Raw genomic sequence first — 19,256 nt, 5'->3', positions numbered from 1 at the left:
GGTCTCAGGCGTTATGAGACAGATATTTTATTAATTTTGAAGCAACTAAACCTACTTATTTTGAAAAACTTATCCAGACTAATCCTTCTTGGGATTGTATTGTTTTCAGTGCAGGTAAATGCACAGGAAGAAACCGATCTTGAGCTTTTCGTTAATGATATGCTGTTTCTGGCAGATGGTTTTGCGTCTCCGGCTTCCGAAAGTGCGGCATACCAGGCTACCGCAGGATGGTTTACATCAGCCAGAGCCTTAGAAAAATGGAAGGTTGATGTTTCCTTACATGGTAACGGAATTTTTGTTCCAAATAGTAAAAAGGAATTTACTATTAATAATAATGATTTTAATATTCTTTCAATAACAGGAGATAATAGAGCAGTCCTGCCTACAGCCTTTGGTGAAAGTACTGATGTGCAATTCGAAGGAGAGGTCAATTACAATGGACAGATGATCCAGATTAGTGGATTTGACGCTATTGATGGTATCGATAAAGGAGCTTTAATATATCCCTTCGCTCAGGTATCTGTTGGATTGCCCTACGGTACTGAGATTGGTGTTCGTGCTCTGCCTGCAATGGAAATCGATGGTTCTGAGTTTAGTACTTATGGGATCGGATTAAAACATAATTTTAATCAATATTTCAGATTTGATGATGAGGAGAATCTTCAGGTAGCTGCAATTCTATCTTATAATATATTCGATGTTAAATATGATTTTGATCCAATTTCAATAGAGCAGGTGGTTCAGTTGAATTTGATAGATGTTTCAGCGAACGTATGGATGGCCGAAGTTTTAGCATCAAAAAGGTATGAAAATTTTGAAATTTTTGGTGCACTAGGAATGGCTCAGTCAGATTTTGAATACGAATTCGGAGGTAGTGGTATAGCGCTTCCGCTGATCAATTCGGAAATAACAAGGCTTAATGACAAAGAAGCTCAATTTAAAGGTGATATCGGTTTTAACCTGTATTTCAACAGATTTAAGATCTCTGCCATGGCTACTGCCGGAAAATTCGTAAACGCCAATTTAGGTTTGCACTTTATCCTGTAAGAGACCACTTTAACCATTCCTTATTATTAATACTGCTTCATTATTCGTAATTTCGCAGTCACATTAATTAGAAATTAAATAATATTTTAACATGAAAGTTACCATAGTAGGAGCCGGTGCCGTAGGTGCCAGCTGTGCCGAATATGTTGCCATTAAAAATTTTGCTTCTGAAGTTGTTTTACTGGACATTAAAGAGGGATATGCTGAAGGAAAAGCGATGGACCTTATGCAAACAGCTACTCTTAATGGCTTCGATACCAAAATCACAGGAAGTACTAATGATTACTCAAAAACCGCAAATTCAGACATCGCTGTAATTACCAGTGGTATTCCAAGAAAACCAGGGATGACACGCGAAGAATTGATAGGGATCAATGCAGGGATCGTAAAAGAAGTTTCTTCTAACCTGATCAAGCATTCTCCAAATGTAACCCTGATCGTGGTGAGTAATCCAATGGATACGATGACCTATTTGGTTCATAAAACTACGGGACTTCCAAAGAATAAAATTATAGGAATGGGTGGAGCACTTGACAGTGCACGCTTTAAATACAGATTGAGCGAGGCTCTTGAGTGTCCTCCATCTGATGTCGACGGAATGGTAATTGGGGGTCACAGCGACACCGGAATGGTGCCTCTTACCAGGCTGGCTACCAGAAATTCGGTTCCTGTTTCTGCATTCCTTTCAGAAGAAAGATTGAACCAGGTTTCAGAAGATACCAAAGTAGGAGGGGCGACCTTAACTAAATTATTAGGAACCAGTGCTTGGTATGCTCCAGGAGCAGCAGTGTCTGGATTGGTTCAGGCTATTGCCTGCGATCAGAAAAAAATGTTCCCATGTTCAGCCATGCTGGATGGTGAATATGGACTGAATGATATTTGTATTGGAGTCCCTGCCATTCTTGGAAAAGATGGTTTGGAGAAAATTGTGGAGCTAAAGCTGGATGATGCCGAAATTGCTAAAATGAAGGAGAGTGCTGAAGGAGTGAAGAAAACCAACGGCCTGCTGGAAATTTAGTTCTTTTAGAAAAATACAGTGAATATCTAATGAAAAGCCACAATTTTTGTGGCTTTTTTCATGCTTTTAAAAGTTAAAATTATCAAAAAAAAAATATTGGGATTTGATTATTGAAGTCCTATATTTGTCCGTTTTTAAAATAGACCTATAATCAATAATTTGAGGAATAATGCAGAATAAAGGACTGATTAAAGTTTTTGCAATTTTGTTCGGACTGGTATGTCTTTACCAGCTGTCTTTCACATTCATTACAAATAATGTAGAGACTGAAGCTGAGGAGTTTGCCGCGCAGAAAATTGGAGAGGACGTAGAAAACTATTCAGAGCTACGGGACCAGGCAGAAGCCCGTTATTTGGATTCAATCGGGAATGAAGAGATCATTGCCGGGATCACTTATAACGCGGCGAAAGACAAAGAGCTTAACAAAGGTCTGGATTTAAAGGGAGGTATCAACGTGATCCTTCAGATCTCGGTTAAAGATATTTTAAGCGGGCTGGCTAATGATTCGAACGACCCGGCATTTAGAAAAGCTCTGGCTGAAGCCGATGCTGCTCAAACCGATAGTCAGGAAAATTATGTAGACCTTTTCTTTCAAAAGTTCAACGAGATCCCGAATGCAAAACTGGCATCTCCAGATATTTTTGCAAATAAAACTCTTAGCGATGAGGTTAATTTCAACATGACCAATGATGAAGTTGAGCCAATCATCCGCAGAAAGATCGATGAGTCCATTACTTCGGCTTTCGAGATATTAAGAAAGCGTATCGATAAATTTGGTGTTACTCAGCCCAATATTCAGCGTTTAGGGAATTCAGGAAGAATCCTTGTTGAACTTCCGGGAGCTAAAGATATTAGCAGGGTAAAGAACCTTCTTCAAAGCACGGCTCAGTTAGAATTCTGGCATGTTTATAAGAGCAACGAACTGGGTAATTTCCTGGTTCAGGCAAATAACAGGCTTGCTGAAATGCGTCAGGCTAACCAGGCTACTGAAGAGGTAGATACTACCGAAACTTCAGGAGATGATGAAATCGATGAATTACTTGCAGAAGCTGACGATACTACTCAGGTAGAAACCGGGAATAACCCGATTTTTGATCTGATCGTATCTCCAGGAATGCAGGGAGGTCCTGTACTTGCAACTTTCAAGGTTCAGGATACAGCGAAAGTGATGGATTACCTTCAAAATCCTCAAATTCGTTCATTATTACCTTCAGAGCAAAGATATGCCAAATTCGTTTGGGGAGTACCAGACGAAGAAACTCAAACTACCGGGTTATACGCCTTAAAAGGTAACCGAAACATGGAGCCGCCATTGAGTGGTAGTGTGATCACCGATGCACAGCAAACTTATGACCAGTTAGGTCGTATTGCAGTAAGTATGCAAATGGACGGAACCGGAGCCAAGATCTGGGAAGATATGACCGGTAAAGCTTCTAATGAGCAAAGCCAGATCGCTATTGTCCTTGATAATATCGTTTATTCAGCTCCAGGTGTATCTTCCGGTGCCATCTCAGGAGGTAGAAGTGAGATCACAGGTGACTTCTCAATTACAGAAGGTCAGGATTTAGCGAACGTACTTCGTGCCGGTAAACTTCCTGCTTCTGCAGATATCATTCAGAGTGAAGTGGTAGGTCCTTCTCTTGGACAGGAAGCTATTGATAGTGGTATCAACTCATTTGGAATCGCTTTGATCCTGGTTTTGATCTGGATGATTCTTTATTACGGAAAAGCCGGACTTTTTGCAGACGTTGCATTGGTTGTGAACATCCTTTTCATTTTTGGTGTTCTTGCCGGGCTTGGAGCGGTATTAACGCTGCCTGGTATTGCCGGTATCGTTTTAACCATTGGTATGTCGGTTGATGCGAACGTACTTATCTTCGAACGAATCAAAGAAGAACTTGCCAAAGGGAAGATGCAGCGTGACGCTATTAAAGATGGTTTCAATAACGCGTTGTCTTCCATTCTTGATGCGAACATCACTACCGGTCTTACAGGTTTGATCTTATTCATTCTTGGAACAGGGCCTATTAAAGGATTCGCGACTACCTTATTGATTGGTATTGCAACTTCGCTTTTCACAGCCATCTTTATCACTAGATTATTTATAGACGGGTATGGTAAAAAAGGTAAATCTCTTGATTTCTCTACTTCTTTAACCAAGAACCTTTTCACCAATATGAATATCGATTTCCTTAAGAAAAGGAAGATCGCTTATGTGGTGTCTGGAATATTTATCATCATTAGTGTTGGATCTCTATTTGTTCAGGGACTTAACCAGGGGGTTGATTTTGTTGGAGGAAGAACTTATACAGTTCGTTTTGCTGAAGATGTAAATCCATCTGAAGTTCAAAATGATCTTGTTGCAACTTTCGGAAGTGCCGAGGCTAAAACCTTTGGTCCTGATAACCAGTTGAGGATCACTACCAAATATAAGGTAGACCAGGAAGGTGCAGAAGTAGATGAAGAGATCCAGCGTTCACTTTACGAGGCTCTTCAGTCTTACCTGCCTGCAGATCTAAGCTACGATGAATTCGTGGATGGAGCAGATGATAAGACGGTTGGAGTGATGCAGTCAATGAAAGTTGGAGCAACTATTGCCGATGATATTAAGAATGCTTCGTTCTGGGCAGTACTTGGATCCTTGATTGTAGTATTCCTTTATATCCTGCTGCGTTTCCGTAAATGGCAGTTCAGTCTTGGAGCGGTTGCCGCAGTATTCCATGATGTGCTTGTGGTATTAGGTATTTTCTCATTGCTGTACAAAGTGATGCCATTTAACATGGAAATTGACCAGGCGTTCATCGCTGCGATACTTACTGTGATTGGGTACTCGCTGAATGATACCGTGGTTGTTTTTGACCGTATCAGGGAATATGTTAGTGAGCATACAACCTGGGATCTTGGAAAAACCGTTAATGCGGCTATTAACAGTACTATTAGTAGAACATTGAATACCTCGCTTACTACCTTGGTGGTATTACTCGCTATCTTCATCTTTGGAGGAGAAAGCATCAGAGGATTTATGTTTGCGCTAATTGTAGGTGTGATAGTAGGTACTTATTCTTCTGTATTCATTGCAACTCCTGTGATGTTCGACAGTGTAAAGAAAAAGTCTTCTATCGAGAAGAAAAAGAAACCTCAGGCTGAGGAAGCGGCTACGGCTTAATCTTCAGAAGAGATAAGAAATAATAAAAGGCTTTTCCTCAAGGGAAAGCCTTTTTTATTTCGACATGTGGAACGATTAGTAAGCTATTGAAGAATGAGAATCGAATTCTCTACCTTAAATATCTTCGGCTTTGTAGCAGCCTATTTTTTGCTTTTCCTGTTTGCAGGTTTGCTTCATTATTTGGTCGATTTCAATCCGGAATATATCTATGGTATTTTTCTTTTTGTACCACCATTTTACTTTCTGTTTAGAGGCAGGATAAAACTTCGGTGAGCTGAAGAGTATCTCTATATAGAATGGCTTAAGAAGCCTGTTTTAGGACGTTATCCCAATAGAAAAATTCATTTTAATGAAGTGCTCAGGTGGAAGTATATAAATGGATATCGGGGACCTGATACTTTAGTGTTTATTCTCGAGTCTGGTGAAAAGCTGAAATTTCGTCCTTCCATATTCACTTGGAAAGATATTGAAAGTGAATTTTTGAAAGATTTTGGTGTTCGAATAGCTCAATTTCATTCCGGCCGTGCGCATGGTGAAGTATTTAAAAAGCTGATGAACTCCGGCTATATCGAACAATTGCGTGGAAAAATCGCCAGGTGTAATTTCCTGATTTGGATAAACCTTGCCGCTATGTTTCTATTTTTTGTTTTGGGAATTTTTATTCAGGGAGGATCCAATTCGGTTTACTGGATAGTATTTTGTATCACAATCCAGGTTTTTCTGGTGGTCAATACCAGGCTGAGCTTTTTAAATAATGAATTAAGAGAAGCGACTCGAATTGATTAATCCAGCCTGGTAAAACTTATCCGGTCTCCTTCTGCCAGGTTCCATGGAGCAGAGAGTCCGCCGTTCACCTCAAGTACAAACTGGGTAGGTCCTTCTGAAGGCAGTGAAGTTTCACTCATAGGGGTTGTATTTTCCTGAACACTTACATAGGTGCTGTCTCCGGCGAAATAGATAATATCGAGGGAGAAATACGTGTTCTTCATATAAAAGCTGCGTACCCGCTCGTCATCGTAAACGAACAGCATTCCCTGATTATCTTCCATTCCATCGCGGTACATAAGGCCTGTTTGATGTTCGTAGGCAGTTTCGGCCAGTTCAACATCCAGCTTTTCTATGGTGTCACCTGAGGCTTTTATAAGGTATAATTCAGCTTCTTTTGTGAAACTGATCTCTTCGGTTTCGATTTCATCCGGCTTTTTTTCATCTTCGCATGAAGTGAAAAGAGAGCCTGTGAAAAAAGCCAGGCTAATAAGGCTTAGATATCCACATTTCATACTGTTCTTCTTTTTGCTGGCCGGTACATAAAATACAGACCCGCGATAACAAAAGGAATGCTTAACCATTGCCCGGTATTCAATAACCAGTTGGCACGTTCTCCTACCTGTGGTTCTTTAACGAATTCAACAAAGAAACGAACGGTCCATAACAGAGCCAGGAACAAGCCAAATATATAACCTAATTTAAAGCGTTTTTCGGTTTTCCAGTATACGTACCATAAGATCAGGAAAATGACCAAATAACATCCAGATTCATAAAGCTGGGCCGGGTGCCTGGCAAAATCCTCGCCTAATTTCTCAAAGATCACTCCATAATCTGAATTGGTTGGTTTACCAATGATCTCGGAGTTAATAAAGTTTCCAATTCTTACAAAAATAGCTCCACTGGCCACAGGAATAACGATTCGATCAAGGATCCACAATACCGGCTTGTTCAGGATTCGTTTGGAGTACAGGTACATGGCCACGATAATACCAATAGCGGCACCATGACTGGCCAGGCCTCGAAAGCCGGTAAACTCGAACTCGGGTTCAAATCGAACTGGTAAAAAGATCTCCAGAAGATGATTCTGAAAGTAATCCCAGTCATAAAAGATCACATGCCCAAGACGTGCACCAACCAGGGTAGCAATTACAGTATAGATGAAAAGTGAATCCAGTTTTTCTACCGAGATGTTTTCACGGGTAAAAATGCTTTTCATGATATACCAGCCAAGTCCAAAGGCGATCAAGAACATTAAACTGTAATAGTGAAGAGTGATTATTCCTAGATCCAGTCCTTCAGAAGGATTCCAGCGAATGGCATTTATAAGCATGTTTTGTCTTTTGAGTGTGGTAAATATAAGTATTTGTAGCTTTTTTAAGCCTTTTCAGACTTCGATTTTCCCGGTACGGGGTCATAGCCCGAGCCTCCCCATGGATGACACCTGCCAATGCGTTTTAAGCCCAGCCACAAACCTTTAAAGGGCCCATGCAAATCTATAGCCTCGATCATGTAGGCTGAACAGGTTGGATGATAGCGGCAGGATGCAGGTGTTAAGGGGGAAATGAATCTCCTGTAGAATAGAACCAAAGCGGTCAATATGTTGCTTAACCATCGCTTTAGCATATAATGTGGTCTATTTTAAAGAGAAACTGGTGCCTTCCTTGCCATCCTTCAGTTGAATGCCTAATTCAAGCAATTGATCGCGAATCTGGTCGCTTAAAGCAAAGTTCTTATTTGTTCTGGCTTCAGCTCTCAATTTGATAAGAAGATCAATGGTTCCGGAAAGTTTTTCACCGTCATTGTTGCCTTCCGAAGCTTCATCCTTAAGACCCAGGATATCAAACATGAAGGCTTTCATGCTTTCTTTTAGTTTCTCCCGGTCGCTTTTGGAAATTTCAAGACTTCCTTCCTTAAGGTTGTTGATAGTTTTAACGGCATCAAACAATTTGGCGATAAGGATAGGACTGTTAAAATCATCGTTCATCGCATCATAGCAGGACTGGATCCAGCCATCCAGATCAAAGTTGGTTTTATCTGACTCTGGTAATTCTTCAATTGAGTGATAGGCATCCATCAACCGGTTGAATCCTTTTTCGGTTCCCATCAATGCTTCGCTTGAAAAATCAAGGATGCTTCGGTAGTGAGCCTGTAGAATAAAGAATCTTACTACGTTTGGCGAAAATGCCTTGGCAAGCACATCGTTCTCACCGGTAAAGATCTGTTCCGGTAAAATAAAATTCCCGGTACTTTTGGCCATCTTTTTACCGTTGAGGGTAAGCATATTTGCGTGAAGCCAGTAGTTTACAGGGGATTTTCCTGAAGCTGCTTCGCCCTGTGCGATCTCACATTCATGATGCGGGAATTTTAGGTCCATTCCGCCACCGTGAATATCAAATTCTTCCCCAAGATATTTGGTGCTCATCACGGTACATTCCAGGTGCCAACCCGGGAAGCCGTCACTCCAGGGAGAAGGCCATCTCATGATGTGCTGAGGTTCAGCTTTTTTCCATAAAGCAAAATCCTGCGGATTCCGTTTATCGCTTTGGGCAGCAAGTTCCCGTGTGTTGGCGATCATGTCTTCGATCGCCCGGCCGCTTAGTTTACCGTATTTATGTTCCTTATTGAACTTTAATACATCAAAATAAACCGAGCCATTAGCTTCATATGCAAAGCCATTATCGATTATGGTCTTGATGATCTCGATCTGTTCCACGATATGACCGGTAGCCGTAGGTTCTATGCTTGGTGGCAGGTTATTGAACTTATTAAGGATATTGTGAAAATCAACGGTATATTTCTGCACCACCTCCATGGGCTCGATCTGCTCGAGTCTCGCTTTTTTAGCGATCCTGTCTTCTCCGCTATCGGCGTCGTTTTCCAGGTGGCCTGCATCGGTAATATTCCGTACATAGCGAACTTTGTAGCCCAGGTGTTTCAAATAACGGAACACAAGGTCGAAAGAGATAAAGGTGCGGCAATTTCCCAAATGAACATTGCTGTAAACGGTAGGACCACACACATACATTCCTACATTTCCTTCGTTAATGGGAGTGAAAACTTCCTTTTCACCCGTCATTGAATTATAAAGTTTCAGGCTTTGTTCCTGGTAGAGCGCCATGTAATTGTAAGATTTTAGGTTTTTAGAACGAAGTGTCTAATTTAATATAATCCAGAAATTCTCTTCTAACTTCTTTCTTTTTGAAAGCTCCGCCAAATTCACTGGTAACCGTGCTGCTCTCAATGTCTCTAATTCCGCGGCTGTTAACGCAAAGGTGTTTGGCGTCCACAACACAGGCGACATCTGGTGTTCCAAGAACATTTTGAAGTTCGTGAACTATTTGCATGGTCATTCGTTCCTGCACTTGCGGTCTTTTCGCGTAATAGTCAACGATACGATTCATTTTGGAGAGTCCCACTACCGTGCCATTAGAAATGTAAGCTACGTGGGCTCTTCCTACAATTGGAAGAAGGTGATGTTCGCAGGTAGAGTAAACCGTGATGTTCTTTTCTACCAGCATTTCACCGTATTTGTACTTGTTCTCGAAAGTTGAAGCTTTGGGTTTTCTTTTTGGATGTAGGCCGGAGAATACCTCGCTAACAAACATTTTTGCTACGCGGTTAGGTGTGCCTTTTAAACTGTCGTCTGTTAGATCCAGCCCAAGGGTTTCCATGATATGCTTCACATCTTCCTTGATAAGCTCAATTTTTTCGCTGTCACTAAGTTCAAAGGCGTCCTCTCTAAGTGGAGTGTTTGCGCTGCTTGAAGCATGTGCATCGCCCATTTCTTCAATTTCGTTCAATATCTTATCTACTTTCATGCTTTTTGCAATAATAGTCGGTTAAAACCGTATTGGCTTGCAAAGATACATATTTATAAGGTTTTGACCGTATTCAAAATCATTGAGACTTTAAGGAGCTTCTGCAGTATATTTCCTAATTTGCATATATTTTGCTGTCCATTCTAAATGAAAATATCTAAGAAAGACATTTTATTCCTGGTTTTCGGGCTTATACTTGGTGTTTCTGCCCTGGCGCAGGGTGCTCTTTGTTCAGATATTGAACCTTTTTGTGCTGGTGATCAACAGCTTACCTTTCCCAACTCGAATTATCTTAACAGCAACCAAACAAGTGGGGAGCCGGGCATCGATTACGGCTGCCTGGAAGAGCAACCCTTTCCGGCTTGGTTCTTTTTACAGGTTGAAGATACAGGGAATCTAACATTCACTATTTCACAATATGAAAATGAAGACGGAACCGGGGCGCCGCTTGATGTTGATTTTATCGTTTGGGGGCCTTTTGAGAGAGGTGAGGAATATTGTTCAGGATCCCAGCTAAATGCGGGATCACTCGTGGATTGCAGCTATTTGCCAGATGCAGTCGAAACTATGGAGATACCCAATGCACAGGCTAATGAGGTCTATGTGGTTATGATCACGAATTTTCAGCAATTGCCCGGTTATATCAATTTGAGACAGGTGAATAGTGATGGAGGTTCAACCGATTGTTCGATCCTAGATAGTGACCTTGGGGATGAAGTTAGCGTTTGTGGCGAAGATTCTTATTTGCTTGACGGTACTACCGATGAAGCCGAGATCTATGAATGGTATGTATTCAATGACGCTACCCAGGAATACGAAATCATTCCTGGTGAAGATGGACCAACTTATCTTGTTACCGAAGATGGCGACTACCGCCTGGTCGTACGGGATCTGGTGGGTGATAGTTCAGATATGGATGAAGTGGTTGTTCGGTTTTATGATGTTCCCGTAATAGGGGAAGCAGAGAATCTTTCAATTTGTGCTGAAGGATTAGAATTTGTAGATCTAACCAGGACCGAGGCCGAACTTTTAACCCCTGTTCAGAATCCAGTAGATTACGAGGCAGTTTATTTTGAAAGCCAGGAAGATCTGGAAGAAGATAATGAGATCACTTCACCTCAGAATTTTGAATTCGAGGATGGCAAAGTGATCTATGCGCGTATCAGGCATATTGAAAGCGGTTGCTATTCACCTGCTGAAGAATTCGAGTTGGGCACTTTCGTCTTTCCAGAAATCAGTCTTCCCGAAACCAGTATTTTCTGCACCACCTTGCAGGGGGATCTTCTAAGTACTGTTAGTCTTGGTGAAGAATTAGGGGCTGGATATGCTTATGAATGGAGAGATGGAAATACAGTCCTAGGAACCGAAGCTGTTATTCGTTTTGAAGATATTCCGCAATCCCATGAAATCGTTTTGAGTATTTTCCATGAAGAATCAGGCTGCGAGATAGAGGTGTCTACCATGCCGGTGCTCATATCAGGACCAGAAATAGTCAACCTGGATATTTCGGGATCCGATTTTGGAGAAGGTTATACCGTAAGTGTTTCAACCGAGGGAGGCGTTGGCCGGGAATTTGCCCAATTTGAATTCAGGCTGGATGATGGTCCCTGGCGGGATAACCCGGTTTTTAATGAGGTTCCACCAGGCAGTCATATGATAAGGGTCAGGGAAGTGAACGGCTGTGGCGAGGCTAGCAGTGAAAGTTTCTTCCTGGTTGGATATCCGCGTTTTTTCACTCCGAATGCTGATGGATATAACGACACCTGGAGATTGATCAACAACGGGAGTATCGAAATTAAAAGGTTATTTGTTTTTGATCGCTACGGGAAACTACTTAAGCAACTTAATCCAGTTAATGGCCAGGGCTGGGATGGAACCTATAACGGCCAGCCTATGCCTGCAGATGATTACTGGTTCAGGGTTGAGTTCGTAGATTCCAAAACCGGGAACCACCAGGAATATATGTCTAATTTCACACTTATTAGGTAATTAGAGTTTAGACTATAATCCGAAACTTACGCTAAGAACTACTTTAGAAAGTTCCCGGTCAAAACTGATAGGATCGGTAAGGCCAGTATTGAAAATTGGCATATTCTCTTCCTGGTTCATATAACTGTAGGCAAGATCCAGGTTGATATTGCCAAAATTATAACCAATTCCGCCGGTATAGCCAGTTACATTGCCAACCCTGTTCTCGTTCTCAAACGGACTTTCTTCAAACCGGTATCCAGCCCTTAAACTAAAATTTGAAATTCGATATTCTCCTCCCACCCGGTAAGTGGAGGCTGCTTTCATATTGCTGGAAATCTGGCTGTTCAGGTCCTGGTAAGCGGGATCGTTTTCTGGTCTGAATTCGGTGCTTCCATAGTCTTTATAACTGTAATCAAAACTTATTAGCCCTTTTCGCCCGAATAAATATGCGATACTTCCTGCCAATCTGGAAGGGGTTCTAAGTCGGTATGCTGGGTAAATATTCAGAATATTTGGAGCTACGCTTACAAAATCATCTTCTGGAGTGTTGGTTTCAAGGTACTGGGTAGTTTCTTCGCGAATAGAATACCAGGTAGGGGAGTCGTAAGTCAATCCCAGTCTTAGTTCATCCAGTTTAATGATCCCCCCAAGCTGAAAGGAGAAACCATCGCCGTTGGTGTAAAGGCTATTGCCAAAAAATACCTCGGTAGTGGCACTGCCGGGGTTATTATTGAATTCACTGAATTCTGAAACATTCTCGTAATTGATAAAATGCGAATTCAGGTTTAGTCCTAAATAAAGAAAATCCCTGAACTGCGTTCCCAGGTTAAAACTCAGTTTTCCGTTAAGCCCCGTTGATATTTGATTGTAACGCTGATCGAAACTTCCTGGCCCGATAAGCGAGAAATAATCCAGGTTTTGGGGTTCATCATTTTCGGGTTCTATCACATAGGCCTGGTAACCTAAAAATGCCTGTTGAACAGGAAATCCGTATTGTTCTCCCAGTACGGCATATCGCTCATCTATATTTCCATTTCTGCCTGTTTGTAGCAGTTCAAGTTCCACACCATTGGCATAATTAAGAAAATACTGGTCTATAGAGTTGCCTGAGGTTCCCTGGATTCTGAAGCTATCATCGTAAATAGCAGTGGAATTATAGTTAATACCAAGGCTGAATTTTCTCCAATCGTTCGATCCATTATTGCTGAAAACAAAAACTCCGCCGATATTTCCCAATTCGATATCAGAAAGCTCACTGCCAGACATTCCATTATTATAGCGAATGGAGCTTTCTAGGTCTCTGTATTCCATGCTAACCGAAGCATTACTTGATATGAAAACTGCTGACGAGGCTGGATTTATAGACATGGCCGAAAGATCTCCGCCAAGTGCTCCGAATGCCCCGGCCATACTAATAAATCTTGCGGTACCAGATAATTCATTCGAAGAATAGCGATAAGCATCCTTTAAATCCTGAGCCTGAAGCAGGGGGGAAAGGATGAATATTGGAAATAGAATTGATAGAATTTTTTTCATAGCTGATTTTGGTTATAAAAAAACCTTACAGGGGTTTAATCTGTAAGGCTGTTTTTAATTTCATTTAAATTTTATCGGCCACCGCCGCGACCACCTCTGGAAGAAGATCTGCCTCCGCCAGAGCTTCTGCTACCTCCTGAACTACGGCTGGAGCTACCAGAACTTCTCACTGATGATGAAGAGCTTCTTCTTGATGGAGCAGAGTACGAATTGTTTCTGCTGTTTGAAGAACGCTGATAAACAGGAGATCTATTGCTATTTCTGCTATAATCATAACTTCTTGCAGATTCGGTTCTCCTATTGGTTCTTGAATAGATTTGTCTGTTGTCATCCCTGCTTACGCTGTTTCGAACCCTCGAAGTGCCATAATCTGATGATCTTGTATTTCTAATTTCCCTAATACTACGGGAATAGGAGCTTCTCGCACTGGTAGTTCTTCTGTCTACACCGCTGTTAGAGTAAACCCGGGCATTTCTACGACCGTTGTTATAGGCAACATTGTTATAATAATTATTGTAATAGGGATTGTTGAAGCCGCCGCCCCATCCCCATGGACGATAGAAGCCTCCGTAGCCCCAGCCCCAGCCAAAACCAAAGCCGGCATTCCAAAAGCCACCATATGCGTACGGACCGCCCCAGAATCCTCCTCCGGGCCAGAATCCTCCACCAGGCCAGAATGGATCGAACCATGGATCCCACCATGGATTATACCAGCCTCCAAATCCAGGACCGAAGCCTCCCCAGCCCATTCCCCATGGGGAATAAAAACCGGTGTTAATATAATTTACAGTGTAAGTGTCGGGATCATTTCCCCAGGGAGCATTTCCTCCAACATATACAATGTCACCACCCTCTTCGTTATAATCGTCATAACCATCATTGGAAGTATAACTGTCTACATCGGTAAAAATTTCATCCTGAAGCGCCTCGTCGATCATTTGAGATTGCTGGGCGAATAGATTTTTATAATAGGAGCTGTTTCCACTAGGTTTCACTTCCTGGGGCTCCTGTTGTTCCCAGATTCCTGGTCGCGCCTCACCGTAAATACCATCGGCCTCATATCCAGAATACTGGTATGAACTACAGGAAGCCAGGGCAAAAAATGCCACCGGAACCATCAGCAGGCTCAGTTTATCTTTAAGTATGTAATAAAGTTTCATTGGTAATTCTTTTTATTGTTGGGCATCCTAAAAATCCCTAGTTTTGCCAAAACGGTTAGTATTGAATACTTCAATAAAGATACAAGTTTTATGCCAAATGATAAGTAATGGGTAAGAATCTAACAAAGCGAAAAGACGACTATTCTAAGTGGTATAACGAGTTAGTGGTGAAAGCCAATCTGGCGGAAAATTCTGCAGTTCGAGGCTGCATGGTGATCAAGCCATATGGGTTTGCCATCTGGGAAAAAATGCAGGCTGAACTTGACAGGATGTTCAAGGAAACAGGGCATGAAAATGCTTATTTTCCCCTGTTTGTTCCAAAAAGTCTATTCGAGGCTGAAGAAAAGAATGCTGAAGGATTTGCGAAGGAATGTGCCGTAGTAACCCATTACAGGCTCAAGAATGATGAAGATAATCCAGGCAAACTGAAGGTTGATCCCGAAGCGAAACTGGAAGAAGAACTGGTTGTTAGACCTACTTCTGAAGCTATAATCTGGAATACGTATAAGAACTGGATCCAGTCTTACAGGGATCTCCCAATAAAAGTGAACCAGTGGGCCAATGTGGTACGTTGGGAAATGAGGACAAGATTGTTCCTTAGAACTGCTGAATTTCTCTGGCAGGAAGGGCATACGGCTCATGCGACTAAAGAAGAGGCTCTGGAAGAAACCGAGCTTATGAATAATATTTACGCCGAATTTGCTGAAAATTTCATGGCGATTCCGGTGATAAAGGGGGCGAAAACCGAAAGTGAACGCTTCGCCGGGGCCCTGGAAACTTATTGTATCGAAGCTTTAATGCAGGATGGTAAAGCGCTTCAGGCCGGAACCTCTCATTTCCTAGGGCAGAATTTTGCAAAGGCATTCGATGTGAAATTCGCGACCAAAGAAGGTGGGCTTGAGCATGTTTGGGCTACTTCATGGGGAGTTTCTACAAGGTTAATGGGGGCTCTTATCATGGTTCATAGTGACGACAATGGGCTGGTGTTGCCACCAAACCTTGCTCCAACACAGGTGGTGATCGTTCCAATTTACAAGGGAGAAGAGCAGCTTTCAGAAATTTCTGAAGTAGCAAATCAACTTGTAGATGAGCTTAAAGCGGTTGGGGTTTCAGTTAAATATGATGACAGGGACACCCAGAAACCAGGCTGGAAATTTGCTCAATATGAATTACAGGGTGTACCGGTAAGATTGGCACTAGGACCAAAGGATCTTGAAAAGGGAACGGTTGAGCTTGCAAGAAGGGATACCTTAACCAAGGAATTCGTAAAAAGGGATGAAGTAGTAGGTAAAGTGAAAGCGTTGATGACCGAGATCCAGGATAGTCTTTATGAGAAAGCCAGGAACTTTAGAAATGATCATATTACTGAAGTAGATTCATTTGATGAATTTAAGAAGGTGCTAAAAGAAAAAGGAGGCTTTATTTCAGCTCACTGGGATGGTACTCCGGAGACCGAAAATAAGATCAAGGAGCTTACAAAAGCCACCATACGATGTGTGCCTTTCGATAGGGAGGAAGAAGCCGGAGCCTGCGTTCTAACTGGAAAACATTCAGAAGGACGAGTGCTTTTCGCAAAGGCATATTAAAATTTTTAAATTTTTTTGTGGAAGATTTGCGGCATTGAAAAATAGTTGTATTTTTGCATCCGCATTTGAAACAAAATGGTCCGTTCGTCTAGGGGTTAGGACGCCAGGTTTTCATCCTGGTAACAGGGGTTCGATTCCCCTACGGACTACAAAGCAGAAACACTAGTAAAGGTGTAAGGTTTAAAGCAACGAAGATAGTTGCAAATTGAAATAGATTATGGTCCGTTCGTCTAGGGGTTAGGACGCCAGGTTTTCATCCTGGTAACAGGGGTTCGATTCCCCTACGGACTACTTTTGAAAAACTTTTTAAATAATAATTGTAATGGCAAATCATAAGTCAGCGTTGAAGAGGATTCGTAGCAATGAGACTAAGCGTCTAAGAAATCGCTACCAGCACAAAACTACAAGGAACGCAATCAAAAAATTGCGTGATGCCGATAAGAAAGAGGCTGAGGGAATGTTGCCTTCTGTGATTTCTATGATCGATAAATTGGCTAAGAATAATATCATTCACGATAATAAAGCTGCTAACCTAAAGTCAAATTTGACTAAGCACGTCGCAGCACTTTAATTTTAGCAGTGTTCAATTTATAAAGAATGCTTCTCGAAATTCGGGAAGCATTTTTTTATTGATACATTTTAGAAAACCGAAACTCCGGTAAGGGTGGTAAAGCGTTCGAGCGCTTTCATGCCTAATTCGGAATTGCCCTTTTCATTCAGGATAGGGCTCCAAACCGCCACCGAATAGTTGGCTGGATGAATGGCTACGATACCACCGCCAACTCCACTTTTCCCTGGTAAACCTACCTGAAAACTAAATTCTCCTGCTTCATCATAGAAACCACAGGTTTGCATCAATGCATTGATACGCTTGACGGTTTTAGGTTTAAGGATCTTTTCTCCGGTGTTCAGAATCTTACCTCTGTTCGCGAAGATCATGAAAGCCTGGGAAAGCTGTTTACAGGACATGGCGAGAGAACATTGGTAAAAATAGAAATCTACGATAGGTTCCACATCGCATTTAATATTTCCAAGAGCCTTAATGTAATTAACCAGTGCGATATTTCTGTAACCGGTGGCTTTTTCTGATTGCGCTACAGATTCGTCATAATCGATATTTTCATCACCGGTTATTTTCCTTACAAATTCCAGTAATTCCTTCTTTGGGTCGTCAAGTTGGTCTACCAGGATATCCGAAATAACCAGCGCTCCTGCATTAATAAACGGATTCCTGGGGATTCCATGTTCATATTCCAACTGGGTTAGACTGTTAAAGGGGTCTCCTGAAGGTTCCACCGATACCCGGTCCCAGAGATGTTCACCCATGATCCTCATGGTCATGGCTAGCGTAAAGACTTTGGAAATACTCTGTATGGAGAACTTCTCATCACTGTCGCCAAAACAAAAATGCTGCTGATCCCCGCAATAGACATGCATCCCGAACTTTTTTCGGTCTACTTTGGCTAATTCGGGAATATATGAGGCTACTTTGCCCTTTACATCCCGGTAGCTCATTTCGTCATAGATAGTGTCAAGAATTTCCTGGTAGTCCATTTTAGTTCAGATCGCTTAGGTCGGTTCCGGTTTCAACTTCGAAAGGTACCTTATCCTTTTCGAAAATACGGGCATTCAAAGTGCCTTTTAACGTAACTTTATTATCCGTCAATTCCAGCCAGCTGCCTTCTCTAAGCCCAACAACAGGTTGTGAATTCAAACGGTGAAATTCTTTTATCCTGGTCTCCCTTGTTTCACCTTTATGTTTTGAATCAGGATCAGGATCCAGGTAGTGCGGATTAATGTTAATTGGAACCAGCCCCAGGGTTTTAAAGGAAGCTGGGTAAACTATGGGCATATCATTGGTGGTTTGCATGCTTAAACCGGCAATATTAGTCCCGGCACTGGTGCCCATATAGGGCGTTCCTTCTAAAACCACCTCTCTTAAAACAGGCATGACCTTATTCTGGTAGAGTTCCGAGACCAGCAAAAATGTATTTCCACCTCCTGTAAATATTCCCTTAGCTTCCCTTGCAGCCAATTGATGATCGTCGAACTCATGAATTCCACGAAGCTTTATGCCAATCTTTTCGAAGGCTTTAGCTGCATGACTGGTATATTCTTCGTGGGTGATTCCGCCTGGACGGGCATAGGGAATAAAAAGGATCTCCTCAAGATCTTTAAATAGGCCAGGGATCACCGGAAGCAGGTATTCAAGGTAATCCTGCCCGAACAGGGTTGAGGTGCTTGCAAGTATCGCGTGCATACTTTTTATGGTAAATTTACGGAAACAATGACTTCCAATAAAGTTAATCCGGTACTAAGGGCGCAAAAAGTTTAAATATTTCGTTGTTTAATGACAACTGCTAACCAATATTATTGAGAAAATTAAAGAGAATAGGCCTTCTTCTGTTTATTACAGCCTGTGCTTTTAATAATTTAGAAGTCTTCGCACAGGAATCCAAATTATTAAAGGGTCGGGTGTTTTCCGATAGTCTCCCTCCCGCTAATATTCATATTGTGAACCTTTCGCTGGAAGAAGGGACAACCAGTGATGAGGCTGGAAATTTTTATTTAAGAGGAAGGCTTAATGACAGTATTCTATTTTCTTCTGTAGAATTTGAAAACCGAATCATCATCCTGAAACGGGAACAGATAGATACTGAAGTCCTGGAGATATTTCTATATCCGGCAAGGAATGAACTGGATGAGGTTCGTATTAGCGATCTTAACTTAAGCGGTGTCCTGGACCAGGATTCAGAAAAAATTAAAATTTTTGATCGTGGAAAATATGGAATTCCCTATCCCAGAAAGCATAAAACCCAGACCGAAAGGAGACTTTATACTGCCAGTGCAGGTATAGAGAACCGTTGGCAATATATTGGAGTGTTGCTGGGCGGCGTTCCCCTGGACGCGGTAATGAATGACATCAACGGAAGGACCAGGGCACTGCAAAATCAGCTGAAATTGGAGCAGATGCGGGAGAAGATACAGGAAGGCATCCAGGTTTTCGGGCAGGACTTTTTTATAAGCGAACTTGGACTTCCTGAAAGAGAGATCGAGAATTTTGTTTATTACTGTTCAGAAGGTCCTGTTTTTTCTGAATTAATAGAATCTGAAGATCATTTTCAATTGATCGAACTCTTTGAATCTAAAATAGTTTCTTTCAAAGAATTGCGCGAACTGGAATAA

17 protein-coding genes and 2 tRNA genes are annotated in these 19,256 nt (G+C 41.8%); 10 read left to right on the top strand and 9 right to left on the bottom strand.

Features of this window, described 5'->3' with window-relative positions:
• The first annotated feature begins 60 nt into the window (after positions 1–60).
• The 4 genes from MKO06_RS16225 to MKO06_RS16210 all read left to right on the top strand — a co-directional run bounded on the left by MKO06_RS16225 (position 61) and on the right by MKO06_RS16210 (position 6,017).
• On the top strand, positions 61–1,047 hold the full coding sequence (locus MKO06_RS16225) for a DUF6588 family protein (protein WP_241552305.1): 987 nt from the start codon (positions 61–63) through the stop codon (positions 1,045–1,047).
• Between the two features lie 91 nt (positions 1,048–1,138).
• A complete protein-coding gene (gene mdh / locus MKO06_RS16220) occupies positions 1,139–2,065 on the top strand; it encodes a malate dehydrogenase (protein WP_241552304.1) in 927 nt (308 codons plus the stop codon).
• 169 nt (positions 2,066–2,234) lie between these two features.
• A complete protein-coding gene (gene secDF / locus MKO06_RS16215) occupies positions 2,235–5,231 on the top strand; it encodes a protein translocase subunit SecDF (protein ID WP_241552303.1) in 2,997 nt (998 codons plus the stop codon).
• Between the two features lie 354 nt (positions 5,232–5,585).
• Positions 5,586–6,017, top strand: a complete 432-nt coding sequence (locus tag MKO06_RS16210; protein WP_241552302.1) for a hypothetical protein — start codon at positions 5,586–5,588, stop codon at positions 6,015–6,017.
• Here the strand turns inward: MKO06_RS16210 and MKO06_RS16205 are convergent.
• From MKO06_RS16205 to folE, 5 genes are read right to left on the bottom strand one after another with little or no spacing between them, the layout of a single operon-like run.
• On the bottom strand, positions 6,014–6,511 hold the full coding sequence (locus MKO06_RS16205) for a DUF192 domain-containing protein (RefSeq protein ID WP_241552301.1): 498 nt from the start codon (positions 6,509–6,511) through the stop codon (positions 6,014–6,016). The genes MKO06_RS16210 and MKO06_RS16205 overlap by 4 nt on opposite strands.
• Positions 6,508–7,329 carry a prolipoprotein diacylglyceryl transferase gene (gene lgt, locus MKO06_RS16200; protein WP_241552300.1) on the bottom strand — a complete coding sequence of 274 codons (822 nt, stop codon included), beginning with the start codon at positions 7,327–7,329 and terminating at the stop codon, positions 6,508–6,510. The genes MKO06_RS16205 and lgt overlap by 4 nt, the downstream gene beginning before the upstream one ends.
• A gap of 44 nt (positions 7,330–7,373) precedes the next feature.
• Positions 7,374–7,622 (bottom strand): membrane protein insertion efficiency factor YidD, encoded by a 249-nt coding sequence (gene yidD / locus MKO06_RS16195; protein WP_241552299.1) that lies wholly within the window; start codon positions 7,620–7,622, stop codon positions 7,374–7,376.
• A 10-nt stretch (positions 7,623–7,632) separates the two neighbouring features.
• On the bottom strand, positions 7,633–9,117 hold the full coding sequence (cysS, locus tag MKO06_RS16190) for a cysteine--tRNA ligase (RefSeq protein ID WP_241552298.1): 1,485 nt from the start codon (positions 9,115–9,117) through the stop codon (positions 7,633–7,635).
• Positions 9,118–9,139: 22 nt separating this feature from the next.
• Positions 9,140–9,817: a GTP cyclohydrolase I FolE gene (folE, locus tag MKO06_RS16185; RefSeq protein ID WP_241552297.1), complete on the bottom strand. Its 678-nt coding sequence runs from the start codon at positions 9,815–9,817 to the stop codon at positions 9,140–9,142.
• Positions 9,818–9,964: 147 nt separating this feature from the next.
• On the opposite strand from folE, the gene MKO06_RS16180 reads away from it, so the two are divergent.
• Positions 9,965–11,806: a T9SS type B sorting domain-containing protein gene (locus tag MKO06_RS16180; RefSeq protein ID WP_241552296.1), complete on the top strand. Its 1,842-nt coding sequence runs from the start codon at positions 9,965–9,967 to the stop codon at positions 11,804–11,806.
• A 12-nt stretch (positions 11,807–11,818) separates the two neighbouring features.
• On the opposite strand, the gene MKO06_RS16175 is transcribed toward MKO06_RS16180, so the two are convergent.
• Both MKO06_RS16175 and MKO06_RS16170 read right to left on the bottom strand, forming a co-directional pair.
• Positions 11,819–13,324, bottom strand: coding sequence for an OmpP1/FadL family transporter (locus MKO06_RS16175; RefSeq protein ID WP_241552295.1), 1,506 nt, complete (start codon positions 13,322–13,324; stop codon positions 11,819–11,821).
• A 71-nt stretch (positions 13,325–13,395) separates the two neighbouring features.
• The gene (locus MKO06_RS16170) at positions 13,396–14,484 is read right to left on the bottom strand and encodes a hypothetical protein (protein WP_241552294.1); all 1,089 of its coding nucleotides are present in this window, start codon (positions 14,482–14,484) and stop codon (positions 13,396–13,398) included.
• A gap of 107 nt (positions 14,485–14,591) precedes the next feature.
• On the opposite strand from MKO06_RS16170, the gene proS reads away from it, so the two are divergent.
• From proS to rpsT, 4 genes are all read left to right on the top strand, one after another.
• Positions 14,592–16,070 (top strand): proline--tRNA ligase, encoded by a 1,479-nt coding sequence (gene proS / locus MKO06_RS16165; protein ID WP_241552293.1) that lies wholly within the window; start codon positions 14,592–14,594, stop codon positions 16,068–16,070.
• Positions 16,071–16,147: 77 nt separating this feature from the next.
• A tRNA-Glu gene (locus MKO06_RS16160) sits at positions 16,148–16,219 on the top strand.
• A gap of 70 nt (positions 16,220–16,289) precedes the next feature.
• A tRNA-Glu gene (locus tag MKO06_RS16155) sits at positions 16,290–16,361 on the top strand.
• Between the two features lie 31 nt (positions 16,362–16,392).
• Positions 16,393–16,641 carry a 30S ribosomal protein S20 gene (gene rpsT / locus MKO06_RS16150; RefSeq protein ID WP_156273977.1) on the top strand — a complete coding sequence of 83 codons (249 nt, stop codon included), beginning with the start codon at positions 16,393–16,395 and terminating at the stop codon, positions 16,639–16,641.
• A gap of 68 nt (positions 16,642–16,709) precedes the next feature.
• Here the strand turns inward: rpsT and MKO06_RS16145 are convergent, their stop codons facing one another.
• Both MKO06_RS16145 and pepE read right to left on the bottom strand, forming a co-directional pair.
• Complete coding sequence (locus MKO06_RS16145) at positions 16,710–17,624, bottom strand: glutaminase (RefSeq protein WP_241552292.1); 915 nt, start codon at positions 17,622–17,624, stop codon at positions 16,710–16,712.
• A 1-nt stretch (position 17,625) separates the two neighbouring features.
• Positions 17,626–18,330 (bottom strand): dipeptidase PepE, encoded by a 705-nt coding sequence (gene pepE, locus MKO06_RS16140; RefSeq protein WP_241552291.1) that lies wholly within the window; start codon positions 18,328–18,330, stop codon positions 17,626–17,628.
• A 113-nt stretch (positions 18,331–18,443) separates the two neighbouring features.
• On the opposite strand from pepE, the gene MKO06_RS16135 reads away from it, so the two are divergent.
• On the top strand, positions 18,444–19,256 hold the full coding sequence (locus MKO06_RS16135) for a carboxypeptidase-like regulatory domain-containing protein (protein ID WP_241552290.1): 813 nt from the start codon (positions 18,444–18,446) through the stop codon (positions 19,254–19,256).

Origin of the sequence: Christiangramia oceanisediminis (genome assembly GCF_022570735.2) — a bacterium.
GTDB classification, from domain to species: Bacteria; Bacteroidota; Bacteroidia; order Flavobacteriales; family Flavobacteriaceae; genus Christiangramia; species Christiangramia oceanisediminis.
The sequence above is the reverse complement of the archived record's forward strand: the minus strand, read 5'-3'. Positions and strand labels throughout refer to the sequence as shown.

Excerpts from the sequence above, each read along its gene's own strand:
- mdh (WP_241552304.1), top strand. The coding sequence starts at position 1,139 with ATGAAAGTTACCATAGTAGGAGCCGGTGCCGTAGGTGCCAGCTGTGCC.
- secDF (WP_241552303.1), top strand. The coding sequence starts at position 2,235 with ATGCAGAATAAAGGACTGATTAAAGTTTTTGCAATTTTGTTCGGACTG.
- MKO06_RS16205 (WP_241552301.1), bottom strand. The coding sequence starts at position 6,511 with ATGAAATGTGGATATCTAAGCCTTATTAGCCTGGCTTTTTTCACAGGC.
- lgt (WP_241552300.1), bottom strand. The coding sequence starts at position 7,329 with ATGCTTATAAATGCCATTCGCTGGAATCCTTCTGAAGGACTGGATCTA.
- yidD (WP_241552299.1), bottom strand. The coding sequence starts at position 7,622 with ATGCTAAAGCGATGGTTAAGCAACATATTGACCGCTTTGGTTCTATTC.
- cysS (WP_241552298.1), bottom strand. The coding sequence starts at position 9,117 with ATGGCGCTCTACCAGGAACAAAGCCTGAAACTTTATAATTCAATGACG.
- folE (WP_241552297.1), bottom strand. The coding sequence starts at position 9,817 with ATGAAAGTAGATAAGATATTGAACGAAATTGAAGAAATGGGCGATGCA.
- MKO06_RS16180 (WP_241552296.1), top strand. The coding sequence starts at position 9,965 with ATGAAAATATCTAAGAAAGACATTTTATTCCTGGTTTTCGGGCTTATA.
- MKO06_RS16175 (WP_241552295.1), bottom strand. The coding sequence starts at position 13,324 with ATGAAAAAAATTCTATCAATTCTATTTCCAATATTCATCCTTTCCCCC.
- MKO06_RS16170 (WP_241552294.1), bottom strand. The coding sequence starts at position 14,484 with ATGAAACTTTATTACATACTTAAAGATAAACTGAGCCTGCTGATGGTT.
- proS (WP_241552293.1), top strand. The coding sequence starts at position 14,592 with ATGGGTAAGAATCTAACAAAGCGAAAAGACGACTATTCTAAGTGGTAT.
- rpsT (WP_156273977.1), top strand. The coding sequence starts at position 16,393 with ATGGCAAATCATAAGTCAGCGTTGAAGAGGATTCGTAGCAATGAGACT.
- MKO06_RS16145 (WP_241552292.1), bottom strand. The coding sequence starts at position 17,624 with ATGGACTACCAGGAAATTCTTGACACTATCTATGACGAAATGAGCTAC.
- pepE (WP_241552291.1), bottom strand. The coding sequence starts at position 18,330 with ATGCACGCGATACTTGCAAGCACCTCAACCCTGTTCGGGCAGGATTAC.